The sequence below is a fragment of the Nostoc sp. CHAB 5836 genome (genome assembly GCF_020829445.1).
Classification (GTDB): Bacteria; Cyanobacteriota; Cyanobacteriia; order Cyanobacteriales; family Nostocaceae; genus Nostoc.
The window spans coordinates 21,865-36,488 of the sequence record NZ_JAIVFV010000002.1; the positions used below are offsets into that span (position 1 = coordinate 21,865).

Here is a 14,624-nt window from a genome sequence, read left to right on the forward strand (position 1 = left end):
AGTATGCTTGCCATGATGGTGGGGATTAAAACCAATTCGCTTTTTCGCCCATTCGCAATTACGTTTTGTGACGGGGATTTAGATTTAGGCATCAAAACGCGCTGCCATAAGAGAAGAGGCAGGGGACTTAAACCCCCAAAGTTCGTTAAAACCAAGGGCGAAAAGTAGTGAGTTTGGAACTGTCTACTTCTTTACAATTGATTGGGCGATCGCTGGAATTTCAGCGCATTGTCGAAGTGCTGGCGCAAGATGGAGACTTGCTGATTACTGGCGTACCGGGTAGTGGGCGGCGGACTTTAGTGCGAGTCGCTACCCAAGAAGTTGGGGCGATAGTTTTGGAGATAGATTGCATCCGGGCGATCGATGGGGAGAGATTTATTCAACTGCTAGCAGAAGCGATTAGTCAAAATTGGCAAGCAGCACAAATTCAAGACTGGGTAAACAACTTTGGCAATGAGTTTTTTGTCTTTCATCCAGAAGGTAAACTCAAGCTATTGCGTTCTTTGAATCAAAAACAGCTATGGCAAGCATTTGAAATTTTGCTCAACTTGCTACAAATTATGGCTGTTAATTTGAATCAGCGTGTGGTGCTGATTTTGCAGAGTTTTCCGCACATTCGGTCTTGGGATCGGAATCATTTGTGGGAAGCTAGATTTAGGCGAGAAATCAATGTGCAAACTCATGTCAGCTATATTTTAGTAGCAACGATCGCTGAGACAGGTCATCAAACAGATGAAACAAATTATCCCCTAGAAACTATACAACTAGCCCCCTTACCTAACGACGTTTTAGCATTATGGGCGAGAGAAATATTGCATACACAAAAACTGAAATTTGATCCTCGCTCACTTGCATTGCAATTATTTTTAGATGCTGTACAAGGACACATCGGCGACGCTATGGCCATAGTTCGTCGCCTGCAAATTTTCTCTTATCCTGATGGGTTAATTAGTGAAGCAGCAGTGCAGGAGGCAATAGAAGGATTGCTCAAAGATTTATCTTTAACATTTGAATCTTTATTGATGTTATTACCAGCAAATCAGTTGCATCTTTTGGAATCTTTAGCTTTAGATCCTATAGATAAGCCACAAAGTAAAGAATATATTCAAAAACATGGTCTTTCAAGAGGTGGTAGCCTTCAGGGTTCCCTGACTGGATTACAGCACAAAGGTTTAATCTATAGTGCTGAACAAGGTTATCAACTTGCATTACCTTTATTAGCTTTGTGGTTGCGGGAGAGGTTAAGTTAGTAGGTGACTGTTGAGTGTTGGCGCTATTCACTACTTGGAACTCAAATTATCCATGCAGACTAAAAAACCATCTGTCAGTTTAATTCGGGCTACATCTTACGAACGAGAGGCTTTACGGGAATATTTAGTGACACTGCTGGAACCTTTTGGAGGAATAGGAGCATTTGTAAAAAAAGGCGATCGCGTTTTACTCAAACCGAATCTACTTACAGGGTCGCGTCCTGGTAAAGAGTGTATCACCCGTGCCGAACTAGTTTACCAAGTTGCCCAGATGATAATTGAGGTTGGCGGTAAGCCATTTTTGGGCGATAGTCCGGCTTTTGGCAGTGCCAAAGGTGTAGCAGTGGCAAACGGCTATCTGCCTATTTTAGAAGAACTCAATCTTGGGATCATCGATTTTCACGGTCAGCGTTATCAAACCGTTAGCGACAATTTTAACCATCTGCGGCTTTCTAAAGAAGCAATGGAAGCAGACGTAGTGATTAACCTACCTAAAGTGAAATCACATATGCAGTTGACATTAACACTAGGCGTAAAAAACTTGTTTGGTTGCGTCCCTGGCAAAATGAAAGCTTGGTGGCACATGGAAGCTGGAAAAGATGCCAATAGATTTGGTGAAATGTTAGTAGAAACTGCCAGGGCAATTAACCCTAACTTAACCATATTAGATGGCATCATCGGTCATGAAGGTAATGGCCCCAGCAACGGTGAACCTCGCCACCTGGGCATTTTAGCAGCCGCATCAGATATATTTGCCTTAGATCGGGCAATGATAGAAATCCTCAATGTTCCTCCTGAACAAGTGCCCACAGTAGCAGCTTCCCAAAGATTAGGAGTTTGTCCAGAACTTGCGGACATAGAGTTTCCGCATTTAAATCCTGACTTATTAAAAATAGAAGATTGGCGACTACCAGACAAGTTAATGCCCATCGATTTTGGTATGCCCCGCGTAATTAAATCTACGTTTAAGCATCTTTACACCCGATTTATCAAAGAACCGATAACTGTTTATGGAAGGAAGTAGAGACACGATTAATCACCTCTCCACTGGGGTATGGGAGAGATTTATTCAATAATTCCCCCTCATCCCCCTCATCCCCCTCATCCCCCCCATCCCCCTCATCCCCCCCATCCCCCTCATCCCCCTCATCCCCCTCATCCCCCTCATCCCCCCCACCCCAATTCACGAGGCTGGAAAAAATAACCGCAGGTAGCTAGACAAAATGGCTTCGCCACTAAACAGAGTAATCACAGATCCTAAAGCCAGAAAAGGGCCGAAAGGCATCTTTTGTCCTAACCTTTGTCCTGATGTCTTTTGACTCAAAGTTTTGCGTCTACCCATAATAAGACCGCTACCAACTAACGCTCCCAGCGCACAAGCAATAAAACTAGCCAAGAGCAAATACTTCCAGCCCAACCAGGCTCCCATCATGGCTGCTAACTTCGCGTCACCTGCACCCATTGCAGCTTTACCAAAGGCAATTGAACCCAATAGAGCGATCGCATCAAATAGCCATAAACCTAATACTGCACCGACTATTGCCGTCATCAGGTGATTTACCAATGCCACGAAACTAGCTTCTGGTAAAAAACCAACAACCATTTGAAACAAAATCCCCACCACCAAACCCGACTGAGTAAGTGGATTGGGTAGGGTCATTGTATCTAGGTCTATAAGCGATAGCGCCAATAACCAACTGCAAAAAGCCCAATAACCTATCGTTAAAGTCGAAATCTTAAATACCAAAAAAATCACTAAAAAAATTATGCCCGTTATCCCTTCTACCACAGGATAACGGACAGAAATTTTGCTTTTGCAATATCGACACCGCCCTCTTAACGAAATCCAGCCGAATACTGGTACATTGTCGTAAGCTTTTAGCTGGTTTAAGCATTTAGGACAGCGAGAAGGCGGCCAAAGAATTGACAACCCAGCAGGTAGGCGATAAACAATAACATTGAGAAAACTGCCAATAGATGCACCCAAACCAAAGATCATTACACTCGCCGGAACGGCGAACAAAATGTCCATACAGTCATTTGTCCTTTGTCATTTGTCCTTTGTCATTTGTCCTTTATCTTTTGTCCTTTGTCGAGAACTAATGACCAATGACCAATGACCAATGACTAATAACTAATACATATGGGATTCAATTTGGCTCAAGGGCACAAAACATTCTTGAGGTAAGAGAACTGGTTGGTTAGTAAAAATAACCTTGCCTCGATGATTCATACGATTAATTGCTACACCGGAAGGTTGCCCAGCTATTTCGGGATGTACTTCACAGTGAGTGTAGTAAATCTGCCCAGCAGCTCTGATTATGGCGGGATCAATCAAAGGCGTCTGGTGCTTTGGGGCAGTAAAATTTGTTTGTCCTTGTCGTAATGCGTACACTATCGACTGTTATTTGATTGCTAGATTTCACTCTAGTCTACCCGAAACTTCTAGCAAAGGTTGCCAGATTGGCCAGGTTGTACTTTAAAATTCGCAATTCTTCGGATTGATGTAAGTAGAGCGACGCAAATAAAGCTAACTGGCTAAGGCTGTCATTTGTCATTTGTCCTTCGTCATTTATAAGGGTTTAAGGTGTGTTTACGTTTCGTAATATAGTTTGGTTTATTCTTGCCGATTAATGTACAGGACAATATAGCGGTTCCCAATACTGCGTAGGTTTTGGAAAATCGTAGGTTGGGTTGAGGCTCTGCGAAACCCAACAAAGCCCCCCCAAATGTTGGGTTTCGTTCCTCAACCCAACCTACACGGGTTAAGGTTTTTGGGCAAAACCTACGCAGTATTGTAGCGGTTCCTAGTTGAGTCTCATACAGCCTCTCTCCGAAAAGGAGAGAGGTCAGAGTGTATTAGGCGTCTAGTGAAATTAAATATGCCTTACCCAGAACCCTTGTAGAGACGTAGCACTGCTACGTCTCTTTTTCACCAGATGTTTATTGCATACAAACGGAATTTGCGTTAACGGCGGGAATCGTGATCTGCGGGGTCGCCGTAGGGGTCTTCACTGGCTGGGCGGACGTTACCAAATTCCCCTTGGTCTGCGGGGTCGCCGTAGGGGTCTTCACTAGCTGGACGAACATTGCCGTAAGACGCGATATCTGCGGGATCACCGTAGGGATCTTCGCTGGCTGGACGTACATTGCCGTAAGATGCCGGATCTGCGGGATCACCGTAGGGATCTTCGCTGGCTGGACGTACATTGCGATCGCCTACGCCGGGGCTACGCCCATCGCGCAATTTGGCATCTTGTTCAGCTTGATCGCTGTTTGACCCCAAAAGCAACTCCTTCGCCTTTCGGAAAAATTCATCTACCATAATCTGTCTCCTGATTTAAGTTCGTGTTTCCGACGTGCGCGATCGGCGTTATCCTCCGGGAAACCCGCTTTCTTATTTACACACGCTTCGCTGATCTAGAGAGCTGGAGCTGCGGATGAAGTTATACCAGCGAGATCGCGACCTGTGGTACTCCGGTTATAGCCTTGGAATTCTCGATATTTTTGTGCTTCAGATTCTGGTACTCGAATTCCTTCTGCTGGTGGAGTTACCCAATGAGCGCGATGTTCAGCATCGCGGTAATATACACGCCCATTCTTAGAAAGATAGTATTTACCTTGCGCTCCTTCTTCGGGAGCATTCTTATGTTGGTTGTACATATAGTAGAGTGCCGCAGCTCCCGCCAAAAGTGCCACTTTTTGACCCGTACCCAATCCTTTCTTAGCTTCAGTTTGGTTTGTGGTATTGCGATCGCTCACTGTTCTACTAATAGTATCATCAACTGGTGGTGGAACTGAAGCCTTTTGGGAACCGCCTCCGCAGCTACTCAGCAAGGGCACCATTAACAATGCCGAAAGCAGCACTGCAAATAAACGCGAAACTATCTTACGTTCTTTATATATTGTGTTCATTGGATTTCTTCATCACCTGTATTTGCTAAAAGCCTAGCTGTTGCAAAAACAAAGTTGGAATTCCTGTTATTTCCCAAGGAAATAGAAAAAACATATACCACTCAATTTACAACTGCCACAGCGTTTCTCTATCATCTTCATGGATTTTCTCAAGTATTCCATCCTGCCTTTGAGAGAAACTACATTCATCCCAAGGAAATATATTGTTGATTTTTCAAGAGTCTATTTAGCTGAAACGCCGAAATCTTCAGCAATTTCTCGGTTATTTTTTTTGGGTAAATAATTTAAAAAGATACAGTTAGTATCATGATTTTTGTCAAACAATATATGACATCACAAAACACAGCCCTAATTAGCACTCGTCTCCTTTTGGCTTTATGGGATTTGGGAGGAACGCAGCAGGAAGTTAAGAAGGGTCAACTAAGTGACCGAATGAAATCTAAGGGCAAAAATGTAGCGGGTTATCTAGACATATTAGAGGAATTACAGAAGCAGGGTGCGATCGCAATTTCCAAAAAAGGATATTCTCTGACATCTGGCAAGGGTTTAGAGGTATTGGGTGAGGGTTTGAGAAGTGGCAATTTTAAGTTTGAAACTAATGTTGGATATTGGCTAGCAAATGCGCTAGTGAAATGGATCAGTCAGATAGATGTTGCCGTAAGTAGTGCAGATGTAGCAGTTAAGGGGAAGAGTAGGGCGATCGCATCTTACGACGAGTTTAAATCAGTGGCGTTGGAAGTTTATGACAAGTTGAACCAAAACTACAACCTAGATGATCTAGTGCCAATTTATCGTATCAGGAGAGAAATAGGCGATCGCGTTAGTCGTGAAGATTTTAATGAGTGGCTAATGGAAATGCAAGAGAAGGATATTTTGCAACTCCAAGGCGGTAGCTTATCAGACAGTGATCCAGACAAACTGGAAGACTCCATAACTACCCCAGTAAGTGGGTTACGTTGCTACGCCAAGCTTTTAAACTCATAAACCTATTCTTAGGTTGCTCTTCAGACTCACTGAAACGCCAGTTTAGATGTCGTGCAGCTACAAATACTGAGCAATCCAAAATCTACCATCCAAAATTAACCTCACTCTAGATCCATGTCTAACGACAACGACCTAATTAATACCATCAAAAGTCACAACCCATTTGACAGACCTTTAGTAGTTAGAAGTCAAGATATTTGGGTAACAGGTTTTCCTGACGTTCCCTCCTTAAATGCCCATGCCTCAGATGTTGTTTTTGATGCCATTGAGAGAGTTCGCACCAAGCAACAGACAGTCATAGGCATTACCATCAAGGCTGAAAGAGGACTAGGTAAAAGCCATCTGATCAGTCGAATTCGCCGCCGACTTCAGAATGATGGTAGTGCTTTATTTGTCTATACAAGTGAGATTAACGATTTAAATCGAATTAAAGCTGAATTTTTACGAAATTTAGCCAATAGCCTCAAACAAATCGGTAGCCAAGGAATGAGCCAATGGCGGGAATTAGCCACTGCTATTTTCAATGAAGCTTACAACAAAGCCTTCACACTTGATGAGATGGTTTCTCACTTTTCCGAAGTCTTAAAAGTAAATTCCAGGGTGGTTGAGCATTGGACGGATAGAGTCCTGGGAATTAAGCATGACATTGAAAATCCTGACATTATTGCTGCAATTTTATGGACACTCTCCTCTAATCCATCTGAGGAGCGCTACGCTATAAACTGGCTTGCTGGTCAAGAATTACCACAGTCAAGAGCTGATGCACTAGGTTTAGCAAATTCCAGCGTCCAGGATAGAGAAGCCCAAGCTTTCAGTACAGTTCGTCAAATTCTGGACTTAATTAGTCATTACAAACCAATAGTCATTTGTTTTGACGAATTGGAAAGTATCCTAATGTGTAATGATGCAGGATTCACGGCATCACAAGTTACAGCTATTTTAGCCAAAGACTTATACGACAAGATTAAACGGGGTGTTTTTGTAACAGCTATGTTTCCTCAAACCTGGACTGATCAAATAAGAGCTTTAAGAGAGGCTGAATCAGTCACAGATCGGATAGCTCAAAGAAGTATTGAGTTAACTTATCTCAAAGCTGAAGATGTTATTGCTTTAGTTTCCCAGTGGTTGAAAGACTTTTATGACCAACAGGAAGTAACACCACCTCATTCAGTTTATCCTTTTGATGAAGCAAAACTGAAGGAACTAGGAAGGGAGAAACCAATGGTTAGAAAGGTTTTACAATGGTGTGCAGAAAACTGGATTATTCCTACTGAAATAATACTACCACCACCGTTAAAGCACCCAGTAGAATCTGCTTACAATAAGGAAATAACAGCCATTGAAAGTAAGATAAAAGATGATATTGAGGATAATAATAAACTCGCTAATGCTCTAAAATTTAGCTTTTCTACCCTAGTTGGACAAATTTTGGGAAAAGTCCAAATTACAGAAATTACAGACATTAAAGCTCGTAGTATAGACCAAGGATATATTAATTTTAAAATTGTTGGTCAGGAAAACGGCAATGTTATAAAAATCGGAGTGGCTGTTCTTGAAGGAATTAGCGGTAGGTTTCTACAGGCTGGATTGAAACGCTTAATAGAATACAAAAAATTTGATTTAACTCGTGGCTGTTTAGTTCGTTCTAAAAACGTTAGTAGTGGTACTAAAGCCAAAGAGTATTTAGATATACTCTTATCACATCATCTAGGTGGAGAATGGGTATTATTAAAAGCTGAACAAATTAAGCCACTTTTAGCAATTTATTCTGTTATGAAAGCCCGAAATGATTATGAATTAACTGAAGCACAAATCATTGATTTTGTCCTACAGAATCGAATAGTACTCGACAATAATCTCATACGTGAAATTATCAGTGCCCCATCTGGGCAAATTCCTAAAGATGCTATTGATGAAGATATTTAAAACGAGTATATGGTATATGTTGTTGTAATAAATGTTCTTCAAGCTACCTGCGCGGGCTAAAAAAACCAAGCCCGCGCAGGTAGTCTCGATTTCTTTAGCCGCAATGTTTGAATTTTTCAGCAATAATGAATAATTCTCTTGTAATTAATACTGCTATTTGCTTGCCTGCACCTGATATTGAGGCATTAATTCAAGGACGAGTGATTGTTGCTATGTGCAAAAATTATATCGTTCCAGAGCGTCAATTTGCCCTTTATCCAACAGATGTTTCAATTAATATACTGCCAGTTGAGCAGTACTATAACTCAAATTTCTTAGCTAATGCCAAAACTGCTCTTGCCCAAGTAAGTGCTGAAACTATATCAGTTAAAGCCTGGGTGAGGTGTGAAAAGTGTGAACCTCTACATAATACTGAATTATTGTCTGCTTTATCACCGCTAACAATTTGGACTACAGAAGCATTACAAGAAATATTAACGCAACGACATAATATTTTTTTGTTATACTTGCGCGTCTATCAGTTACCCAAACTAATTACACTCTCTATAAAGGCAAACAGCCAATTTATTTATTTAAATGAGCCTTTAACTATTTCTGAAGCCAACCCAGTATTAAACGATCGCACCTTCGCCCAACGCAAACGCCAATTAGAAAAGCTAGAACCCCGGCTACATCCTGAATTGGAAGAATTGCAGAGTGCGATCGCATCCTTAACCATTAGCCAACCAGCAGCTAAACAATTAGACGACGATATCAAAATATTTTTAGGTTGGAGTAGTGATAAACCAACCAATTCATTAGATTTAGACTTACCTTGGATTCATCAAATTGCTGACATTGGGAACTCTAGCGACGGACATACATTTGAAAAATTGGTTCGTAGAGGATTACTAAAATTAGGCTTTACAGGTTCAGGCTTGAATCCAGATGCAACTGGTGGCACAGGAGGTATGGATTTTTATGCTGAACAACCTTATCCAATTATAGGAGAGTGCAAGGCAACTAAAACTGAAAAAGTTACTGATGGAACGCCTGCACAGTTACTAAAAATAGGTATGAACCATCTTGGTAAATTTCAGTATGACAATTCTATTAAATTAATTGTAGCTGCCGGAGAACTAAATTTTTACGCCCTGAGAACAGCAACCGAAAATCAAATGAATGTTATTAGCCCGGAAACTCTACAAAAACTAGTTGAACTGCAAGCACACTACAGAAATTCTATCAACTTGTTAGAACTAAAAGAGTGTTTGCAACAAGCTCCTTTTGGTTTAGCTGAAGATAAAATTAATAATTATATAGATAAAGTTGAACAATCAATAAGGTTGCGATCGCACATTACACAGCTTGTCAAAAATTATTTAGAAAACTCAGGTATAGAATCTACTGGTGTTGAAGCTCTACATGGCGCATATTTCGGCTCACATCCGCCACAGCCAATAAAACCAGCAGAAATGCACGAAATTCTGATAGAACTTTCCTCACCTTTAACAGGCTACTTGGGGCGAATTAAAGGTAGTGATTCTAAGAGCGATCGCTTTTACTTTCTCCGCGATTTACTTATTAACTAAAAATAATACAATATATCTCTTTTCTTACCTTCGCGCTCTTTGCGTCCTTCTCCCAGGGGGAGACGCACTCGCGAATGCGGTTCGTTTCAAAATAACTCTAAAATAGCTAGGAGATAATTATAAATAAACTAAAACACCAACTTACTCATCTGATTCTGCAAATAAAGATTCCAAATTTTGATAACCACTAACTACACGGACAATTTCAATTCCACTATTTATAACTCGATAAAGAATAATGTAATTATCTAAAGGAACACCACGCAAATCAGGTTTAATATTTCCGTAGCTGCGTCCCATATTTGGGAAATTAGCTAAATTTTTACACTTTTTATCAAACTTCTCAACAAAATGTTCCCCAGTATCAATATTTATCCTGACAAAATAATCAATAATTTCTGATAAATCCTGACTAGCTTTTGGAGAGATAATATGTTGTTTCATCCTTGTATTTCTCTCGCTTTACGCAGTTTTTCTCGCAATTGTTCAACTACAACTTCCCCATCAATACCTTCCCCTCTATCCAGTTGCTCAATAGCAACCTCAACTTTTTCTCGCGTTTTTTCAACCCACTGCTGATAACCTTTTTCCCACTCTAATAACAACTTCAATGCTTTACTAATAACTTCTTCAGGATTCGCATATCTACCTGTAGCAATTTGCGCTTGGATAATTTGCTCTAGTTCAGGTTTAATTTGGATATTCATGATTGATATTGCAGTTTATTGACAGCTTTAACCTTATTGTAACAACATTTAAAGTCAGATAATTTGAATAGCGATCGCTTTTACTTTCTGCGTGATTTACCTATTAATTAAAGATAGTAAAATATATCTCTTTTCTTACCTCTGCGTTCTCTGCGTCTTTGTGGTTCGTTTCCAAATAACCGAAGTTTGTAGGCGTAGCCAGCACTTCTCTACGAGAGGCTGCGCCAACGACTGCGCGGTTCCTGAGCGTAGTCGAACGCGAGTGCGTCTCGCAGAGAAGAGCAGTACAAGTCAGTAACCATCCTAGGCATCAAAGTTATCCCAAAGTTAATATATCAGCCTGATAATTAACTACCAATGGGAGAATTTTTAGCCACTCTGAACCTAACAAAACCTCAGTAATTTCATCCCCTGCATAAACAGGAATTTCATACTCTTGTTCGTTTAATATCAACTTGCCGGAATATATTTTAAATAAGGTTTCACCCTGTGCAGTTCGCAAAGTTTCCTTACCAATATAAGCCCAGTCCAGACTCTCTAAATCTTGTTTGTTAATAGCCAGAAAGCCTGTGAAACCCGTATCTAACATGGCATCCACAGGCAAATTTAATCCATCATAAGTTATTAACTCAATTTCAAAAAATAGTTGCCCTTTTTCCCAAAATTTACCCTGAATCATATTGTGCCAGTTGTTCCAGTTTCATTTAGACAAAAAACACAGTGGTCAGTATTTGGGTATTTTTCAAGGGCTTTTTTATGAGCCTGCATTTTATCCACATCAATCAAATAATCTCCACTATTAGGTTCCACAGCAATATACCAGCCATAGTGTTCCTGAATAAAATCGGGACGTACACGCTCAAAAATTTCCCGACAGCGATGATAAAATACCTCATCTTCAGCTTTGCGTCTAGCAAGTTCTTCTGGTGGTAAAATGCGTTCTGGAAAAATTCTGCCTCGACGTGCAGGTTGTTTTGCAGTGGATTCAGTCATAGTAAACCCATTTATTGATGCTGTCTTAACTTTATTTTACGGGAAGCAACAACAAGCGTAGGCATAGCCCGCCCCAGCGATCGCAATCCTTCCTCTTTTTCTCAGTAACTGCTATTTATCGTGACAAACTTTACAGAAAATTCATACTCAGCCACTATGTAACTTCATTTACATGATATAAGAGATTTTATACGGTCGAAGAAACACATTATACTTACTACACTGGTGTTCATTAATCACAAACCTCTGCCAAGTTTAAAACTGAGGCGAAATGACCCATGTATTATCAAATTTGGAATTTCTTTCTTAAAGAAGATAAATACATTTATTGGAAACAAAAAATAAAAATTAACAAAAATTTTGACAAAGTTACATGGCAAAAGATTATTGATTTTTTGTTACTAGTAGAGCAAACTTTCCAGTTAAAAAGTCAACTAGCACGAACCGATAGTCTTGAGCCGTTTCTCAAGTTAGCAACAGAAAATGATTACAATTTAACCGCAGAAGAACTTGCCTGGTTTCTAGTTACGAGAAGACAGATTTGGGATCTTTTTGATTTTGCACAAAAAACACCATCTCTCAAAGAAGAATTGCTAATAGCTAAACATCCGCAGCAGTTCGTCAATATAGCTGCCGATAATGGTTATTACTTTTCTGTAGATGAATTAGCTTGGCTGTTAATTGAAATCAAATCATCGTCAGAATTAGTATCTATTCACAACAGCGTTGGGGAGATTCTTACGGTATCAAGTTACGGCAGAATTGAAATAGGATATTGGATTTGGCTAGCAGAACACTGGGGAATTGTGCCACCATTCTGTCATCGGAATAAGCCAGGTACTTTTTTGTCTGAAAATAACAACAATCCTTTTTTACTTGATCGGTGTTTCTTACCCAAGAGTTACTTTAGTCAACGCCTCATGCTAACTAGTAATTAGTAATTACTTAGATCCAGCCCTTTCAAGGTGACTCGTAAAATTTCTTGTTTTTTCGCTATGTTCTCTGTGGTTCTGTGGTTAAATAAATTACTTTCAAACAGCAGAGGCACAGAGAACACAGACAATAGGGTTCGGTTAAGGTTTTTTGATGAAAATTCTAGATCAAATTTGACCTCTCTCCAAACCTCTCTCCTAAGAGGAGAGAGGCTTTGAATCTCAATACTGCGTAGGTTTTTAATATTTGTAGGTTGGGTTGAGCAAAGCGTTACCCAACAAACCCCGCTCTTAGGTTGGGTTTCGTTCCTCAACCCAACCTACACATTTTTTATTTTTTTGCCAAAACCTACGCAGTATTGCTTTGAATCTTACTCCCCAACGCTAGAAGGGAAGGGGCTGTTCTTGTTAGGTCTGTATTCCATGCAATTGGGAACCGCTATATATCTTCTATAGACCAATACAGTTCAGTTAAGCCCCAAATCCTTTGTAGAGACGTTGCAATGCAACGTCTCTACATACCTAAAATCAATACCAAAAATCCTTAACTGAAGCGTATTGTTCTATAGACCTCTTGCATAAATCAAACAATTTAAACCCCAAAGAGCCAAAGCTACGCTTTGTCTCCCCTCCCGAAGAGCGGGGAGGGGTGTTAGGGACTTTTGCAAGAGGTCTTATCTAGGATGCTTCACAAAAAAATTGTTGTTGATACAACAATTATGGACAATATGTGATATCTAGACTAGAGCTATCAGCTAGCAGAAACGGTCAAACTACCCGGTTTCTGAAGATCACCTTGCAAAACTACACCTCGCTGATTAGCGTGGATATGACGCAAAATCTTGTAAATTGCCTCAACTTGATCTGATGCGCCTGCTTTCTCGGCGAGTTCGTCAAGAGAAAGGGGAGTCTTTTCTTTTTGTAGCACTGCGACCACTCGTGTTTGCAAATCGAGAATAGAGGCAGCAGCTTTTTTGCCAGCTTCTACACCTGGTTGATGGTAGGCGTTGACGTTGACTAAACTAGCGTATAAACCAACAGCACGCTCATACAAAGCAATTAATGCCCCTACAGTTCGGGGATTAACTTGAGGAATCGTAACTGTAATCGAATCGCGGTGATTTTCATAAAGCGCTTGTCGGGTTCCCTGGAGAAAACCGGAAAGATAATCGCCTGATGTAACTCCCGGATCTATTTCAGTGGATGGGCCCTGACGATCTTCTAACACTTCAATGAAGGTAGCAAAGAAATTCGCTACGCCCTCGCGTAACTGCTGGACGTAAGCGTGTTGATCTGTTGAGCCTTTGTTGCCATAAACGGCGATGCCTTGATAGACAATGTTGCCGTCTAAGTCTTTTTCCTTGCCCAAGGATTCCATCACCAGCTGTTGCAAATAGCGACTGAATAAAAATAAGCTGTCCTTGTAAGGTAGGACAACCATATCTTTTTCGCCCTTGCCATTGCCTGCAAAGTACCAAGACAAAGCGAGCAAGGCTGCTGGGTTGTTTTTCACATCTGGGACGCGGGTGGCGTCATCCATTTCTTTTGCACCATCTAGCATGGCACGAACATCAATGCCCTGTAATGCTGCTGGTACTAGCCCCACAGCAGACATTTCTGAGGTGCGTCCTCCTACCCAGTCATACATGGGAAATCTGGCCAGCCAGCCTTCATCTTTGGCTAGTTTATCGAGGTTACTATCAACACTGGTAATAGCTACCGCATACTGGGCAAATTCCAAATTGTGTCCGGCGTAGGCTTTTTTAACTTCAATCATGCCGTTACGAGGTTCTGGTGTTCCCCCAGATTTGGAGATTACCAATACCAAAGTGCTAGCGAGGCTATTTCGGAGATGATTGATAACGCGATCGATACCTGCGGGATCGTTGTTATCGATAAAGTGAAGTTTCAGGGGCGGGAAATCAGGAGCGAGAGCTTCTGCGACAAATTGGGGGCCGAGAGCGGAACCACCAATGCCAATGGAGATAATATCCGTAAAGCGGCTTGCTCTGGGAGGATGAATAGCACCTGTTTGGACTTTCTCCGCAAAGGCTTCGATTTGTTCTAGGGTTTGGACTATTTCTTGTGTAAGTTCTGGATCTGGCGCTAAATCAGGATTTCGCAGCCAGTAGTGTCCAACCATGCGCTTCTCGTCGGGATTTGCGATCGCACCCTTCTCTAGTTGAGCCATATCCGCAAACGCCTTGTCAAACTTCGGCTGCAACGATTCCACAAAGGCATCATCGAACCGTATGCGACTTACGTCTAAGTACAGCCCCAATCCCTCGTGGAAATATAACCAGTTTTGGTATCGTTGCCAAAGTGCCCTAGCATCCATAGGGAAAT

General features: G+C 41.2%; 16 protein-coding genes. 6 read left to right on the forward strand and 10 right to left on the reverse strand.

What is annotated here, in order from left to right; all coding sequences use genetic code 11:
• Positions 1-167 precede the first annotated feature (167 nt).
• Together LC605_RS00605 and LC605_RS00610 are read left to right on the forward strand one after the other, a co-directional pair.
• Positions 168-1,250, forward strand: a complete 1,083-nt coding sequence (locus LC605_RS00605; protein ID WP_229545642.1) for an ATP-binding protein — start codon at positions 168-170, stop codon at positions 1,248-1,250.
• A 52-nt stretch (positions 1,251-1,302) separates the two neighbouring features.
• A complete protein-coding gene (locus LC605_RS00610; protein WP_229545643.1) occupies positions 1,303-2,274 on the forward strand; it encodes a DUF362 domain-containing protein in 972 nt (323 codons plus the stop codon).
• A 159-nt stretch (positions 2,275-2,433) separates the two neighbouring features.
• Here LC605_RS00610 and LC605_RS00615 read toward each other — a convergent pair whose 3' ends face one another.
• The 5 genes from LC605_RS00615 to LC605_RS00630 all read right to left on the reverse strand — a co-directional run bounded on the left by LC605_RS00615 (position 2,434) and on the right by LC605_RS00630 (position 5,165).
• On the reverse strand, positions 2,434-3,282 hold the full coding sequence (locus LC605_RS00615; protein WP_229545644.1) for an A24 family peptidase: 849 nt from the start codon (positions 3,280-3,282) through the stop codon (positions 2,434-2,436).
• Positions 3,283-3,384: 102 nt separating this feature from the next.
• Positions 3,385-3,645, reverse strand: coding sequence for a hypothetical protein (locus LC605_RS00620; RefSeq protein WP_229545645.1), 261 nt, complete (start codon positions 3,643-3,645; stop codon positions 3,385-3,387).
• Positions 3,646-3,682: 37 nt separating this feature from the next.
• Entirely contained in the window at positions 3,683-3,808 is a 126-nt protein-coding gene (locus tag LC605_RS32700; protein ID WP_267868355.1) for a hypothetical protein, read from the reverse strand.
• Positions 3,809-4,218: 410 nt separating this feature from the next.
• A complete protein-coding gene (locus LC605_RS00625; protein WP_229545646.1) occupies positions 4,219-4,575 on the reverse strand; it encodes a translation initiation factor in 357 nt (118 codons plus the stop codon).
• Between the two features lie 95 nt (positions 4,576-4,670).
• Positions 4,671-5,165: a hypothetical protein gene (locus LC605_RS00630; protein WP_229545647.1), complete on the reverse strand. Its 495-nt coding sequence runs from the start codon at positions 5,163-5,165 to the stop codon at positions 4,671-4,673.
• Positions 5,166-5,492: 327 nt separating this feature from the next.
• Here LC605_RS00630 and LC605_RS00635 point away from each other — a divergent pair, with 327 nt between their 5' ends.
• The 3 genes from LC605_RS00635 to LC605_RS00645 all read left to right on the forward strand — a co-directional run bounded on the left by LC605_RS00635 (position 5,493) and on the right by LC605_RS00645 (position 9,646).
• Positions 5,493-6,149, forward strand: coding sequence for a hypothetical protein (locus LC605_RS00635; RefSeq protein WP_229545648.1), 657 nt, complete (start codon positions 5,493-5,495; stop codon positions 6,147-6,149).
• Positions 6,150-6,263: 114 nt separating this feature from the next.
• A complete protein-coding gene (locus tag LC605_RS00640; protein ID WP_229545650.1) occupies positions 6,264-8,075 on the forward strand; it encodes a P-loop NTPase fold protein in 1,812 nt (603 codons plus the stop codon).
• A 125-nt stretch (positions 8,076-8,200) separates the two neighbouring features.
• Positions 8,201-9,646 carry a DUF1802 family protein gene (locus LC605_RS00645; protein WP_229545651.1) on the forward strand — a complete coding sequence of 482 codons (1,446 nt, stop codon included), beginning with the start codon at positions 8,201-8,203 and terminating at the stop codon, positions 9,644-9,646.
• 141 nt (positions 9,647-9,787) lie between these two features.
• On the opposite strand, the gene LC605_RS00650 is transcribed toward LC605_RS00645, so the two are convergent.
• The 4 genes from LC605_RS00650 to LC605_RS00665 all read right to left on the reverse strand — a co-directional run bounded on the left by LC605_RS00650 (position 9,788) and on the right by LC605_RS00665 (position 11,346).
• Positions 9,788-10,090 (reverse strand): type II toxin-antitoxin system RelE/ParE family toxin, encoded by a 303-nt coding sequence (locus LC605_RS00650; protein ID WP_229545652.1) that lies wholly within the window; start codon positions 10,088-10,090, stop codon positions 9,788-9,790.
• Positions 10,087-10,353 carry a type II toxin-antitoxin system ParD family antitoxin gene (locus LC605_RS00655; protein ID WP_229545653.1) on the reverse strand — a complete coding sequence of 89 codons (267 nt, stop codon included), beginning with the start codon at positions 10,351-10,353 and terminating at the stop codon, positions 10,087-10,089. The genes LC605_RS00650 and LC605_RS00655 overlap by 4 nt, the downstream gene beginning before the upstream one ends.
• Before the next feature lie 316 nt (positions 10,354-10,669).
• Positions 10,670-11,032, reverse strand: coding sequence for an aspartyl protease (locus tag LC605_RS00660; protein ID WP_229545654.1), 363 nt, complete (start codon positions 11,030-11,032; stop codon positions 10,670-10,672).
• Positions 11,029-11,346: a hypothetical protein gene (locus LC605_RS00665; RefSeq protein WP_229545655.1), complete on the reverse strand. Its 318-nt coding sequence runs from the start codon at positions 11,344-11,346 to the stop codon at positions 11,029-11,031. Before LC605_RS00665 ends, LC605_RS00660 begins: the two co-directional genes overlap by 4 nt.
• A 278-nt stretch (positions 11,347-11,624) precedes the next feature.
• Here LC605_RS00665 and LC605_RS00670 point away from each other — a divergent pair, with 278 nt between their 5' ends.
• On the forward strand, positions 11,625-12,284 hold the full coding sequence (locus LC605_RS00670) for a Nif11-like leader peptide family natural product precursor (protein ID WP_229545656.1): 660 nt from the start codon (positions 11,625-11,627) through the stop codon (positions 12,282-12,284).
• 745 nt (positions 12,285-13,029) lie between these two features.
• Here LC605_RS00670 and LC605_RS00675 read toward each other — a convergent pair.
• Positions 13,030-14,616 carry a glucose-6-phosphate isomerase gene (locus LC605_RS00675; protein WP_229545657.1) on the reverse strand — a complete coding sequence of 529 codons (1,587 nt, stop codon included), beginning with the start codon at positions 14,614-14,616 and terminating at the stop codon, positions 13,030-13,032.
• Positions 14,617-14,624: the final 8 nt, after the last annotated feature.

Excerpts from the sequence above, each read along its gene's own strand:
- LC605_RS00655 (WP_229545653.1), bottom strand. The coding sequence starts at position 10,353 with ATGAATATCCAAATTAAACCTGAACTAGAGCAAATTATCCAAGCGCAA.
- LC605_RS00630 (WP_229545647.1), bottom strand. The coding sequence starts at position 5,165 with ATGAACACAATATATAAAGAACGTAAGATAGTTTCGCGTTTATTTGCA.
- LC605_RS00610 (WP_229545643.1), top strand. The coding sequence starts at position 1,303 with ATGCAGACTAAAAAACCATCTGTCAGTTTAATTCGGGCTACATCTTAC.
- LC605_RS00615 (WP_229545644.1), bottom strand. The coding sequence starts at position 3,282 with ATGGACATTTTGTTCGCCGTTCCGGCGAGTGTAATGATCTTTGGTTTG.
- LC605_RS00625 (WP_229545646.1), bottom strand. The coding sequence starts at position 4,575 with ATGGTAGATGAATTTTTCCGAAAGGCGAAGGAGTTGCTTTTGGGGTCA.
- LC605_RS00660 (WP_229545654.1), bottom strand. The coding sequence starts at position 11,032 with ATGATTCAGGGTAAATTTTGGGAAAAAGGGCAACTATTTTTTGAAATT.
- LC605_RS00640 (WP_229545650.1), top strand. The coding sequence starts at position 6,264 with ATGTCTAACGACAACGACCTAATTAATACCATCAAAAGTCACAACCCA.
- LC605_RS00635 (WP_229545648.1), top strand. The coding sequence starts at position 5,493 with ATGACATCACAAAACACAGCCCTAATTAGCACTCGTCTCCTTTTGGCT.
- LC605_RS00645 (WP_229545651.1), top strand. The coding sequence starts at position 8,201 with ATGAATAATTCTCTTGTAATTAATACTGCTATTTGCTTGCCTGCACCT.
- LC605_RS00675 (WP_229545657.1), bottom strand. The coding sequence starts at position 14,616 with ATGGATGCTAGGGCACTTTGGCAACGATACCAAAACTGGTTATATTTC.
- LC605_RS00670 (WP_229545656.1), top strand. The coding sequence starts at position 11,625 with ATGTATTATCAAATTTGGAATTTCTTTCTTAAAGAAGATAAATACATT.
- LC605_RS32700 (WP_267868355.1), bottom strand. The coding sequence starts at position 3,808 with ATGACAAATGACAGCCTTAGCCAGTTAGCTTTATTTGCGTCGCTCTAC.
- LC605_RS00650 (WP_229545652.1), bottom strand. The coding sequence starts at position 10,090 with ATGAAACAACATATTATCTCTCCAAAAGCTAGTCAGGATTTATCAGAA.
- LC605_RS00665 (WP_229545655.1), bottom strand. The coding sequence starts at position 11,346 with ATGACTGAATCCACTGCAAAACAACCTGCACGTCGAGGCAGAATTTTT.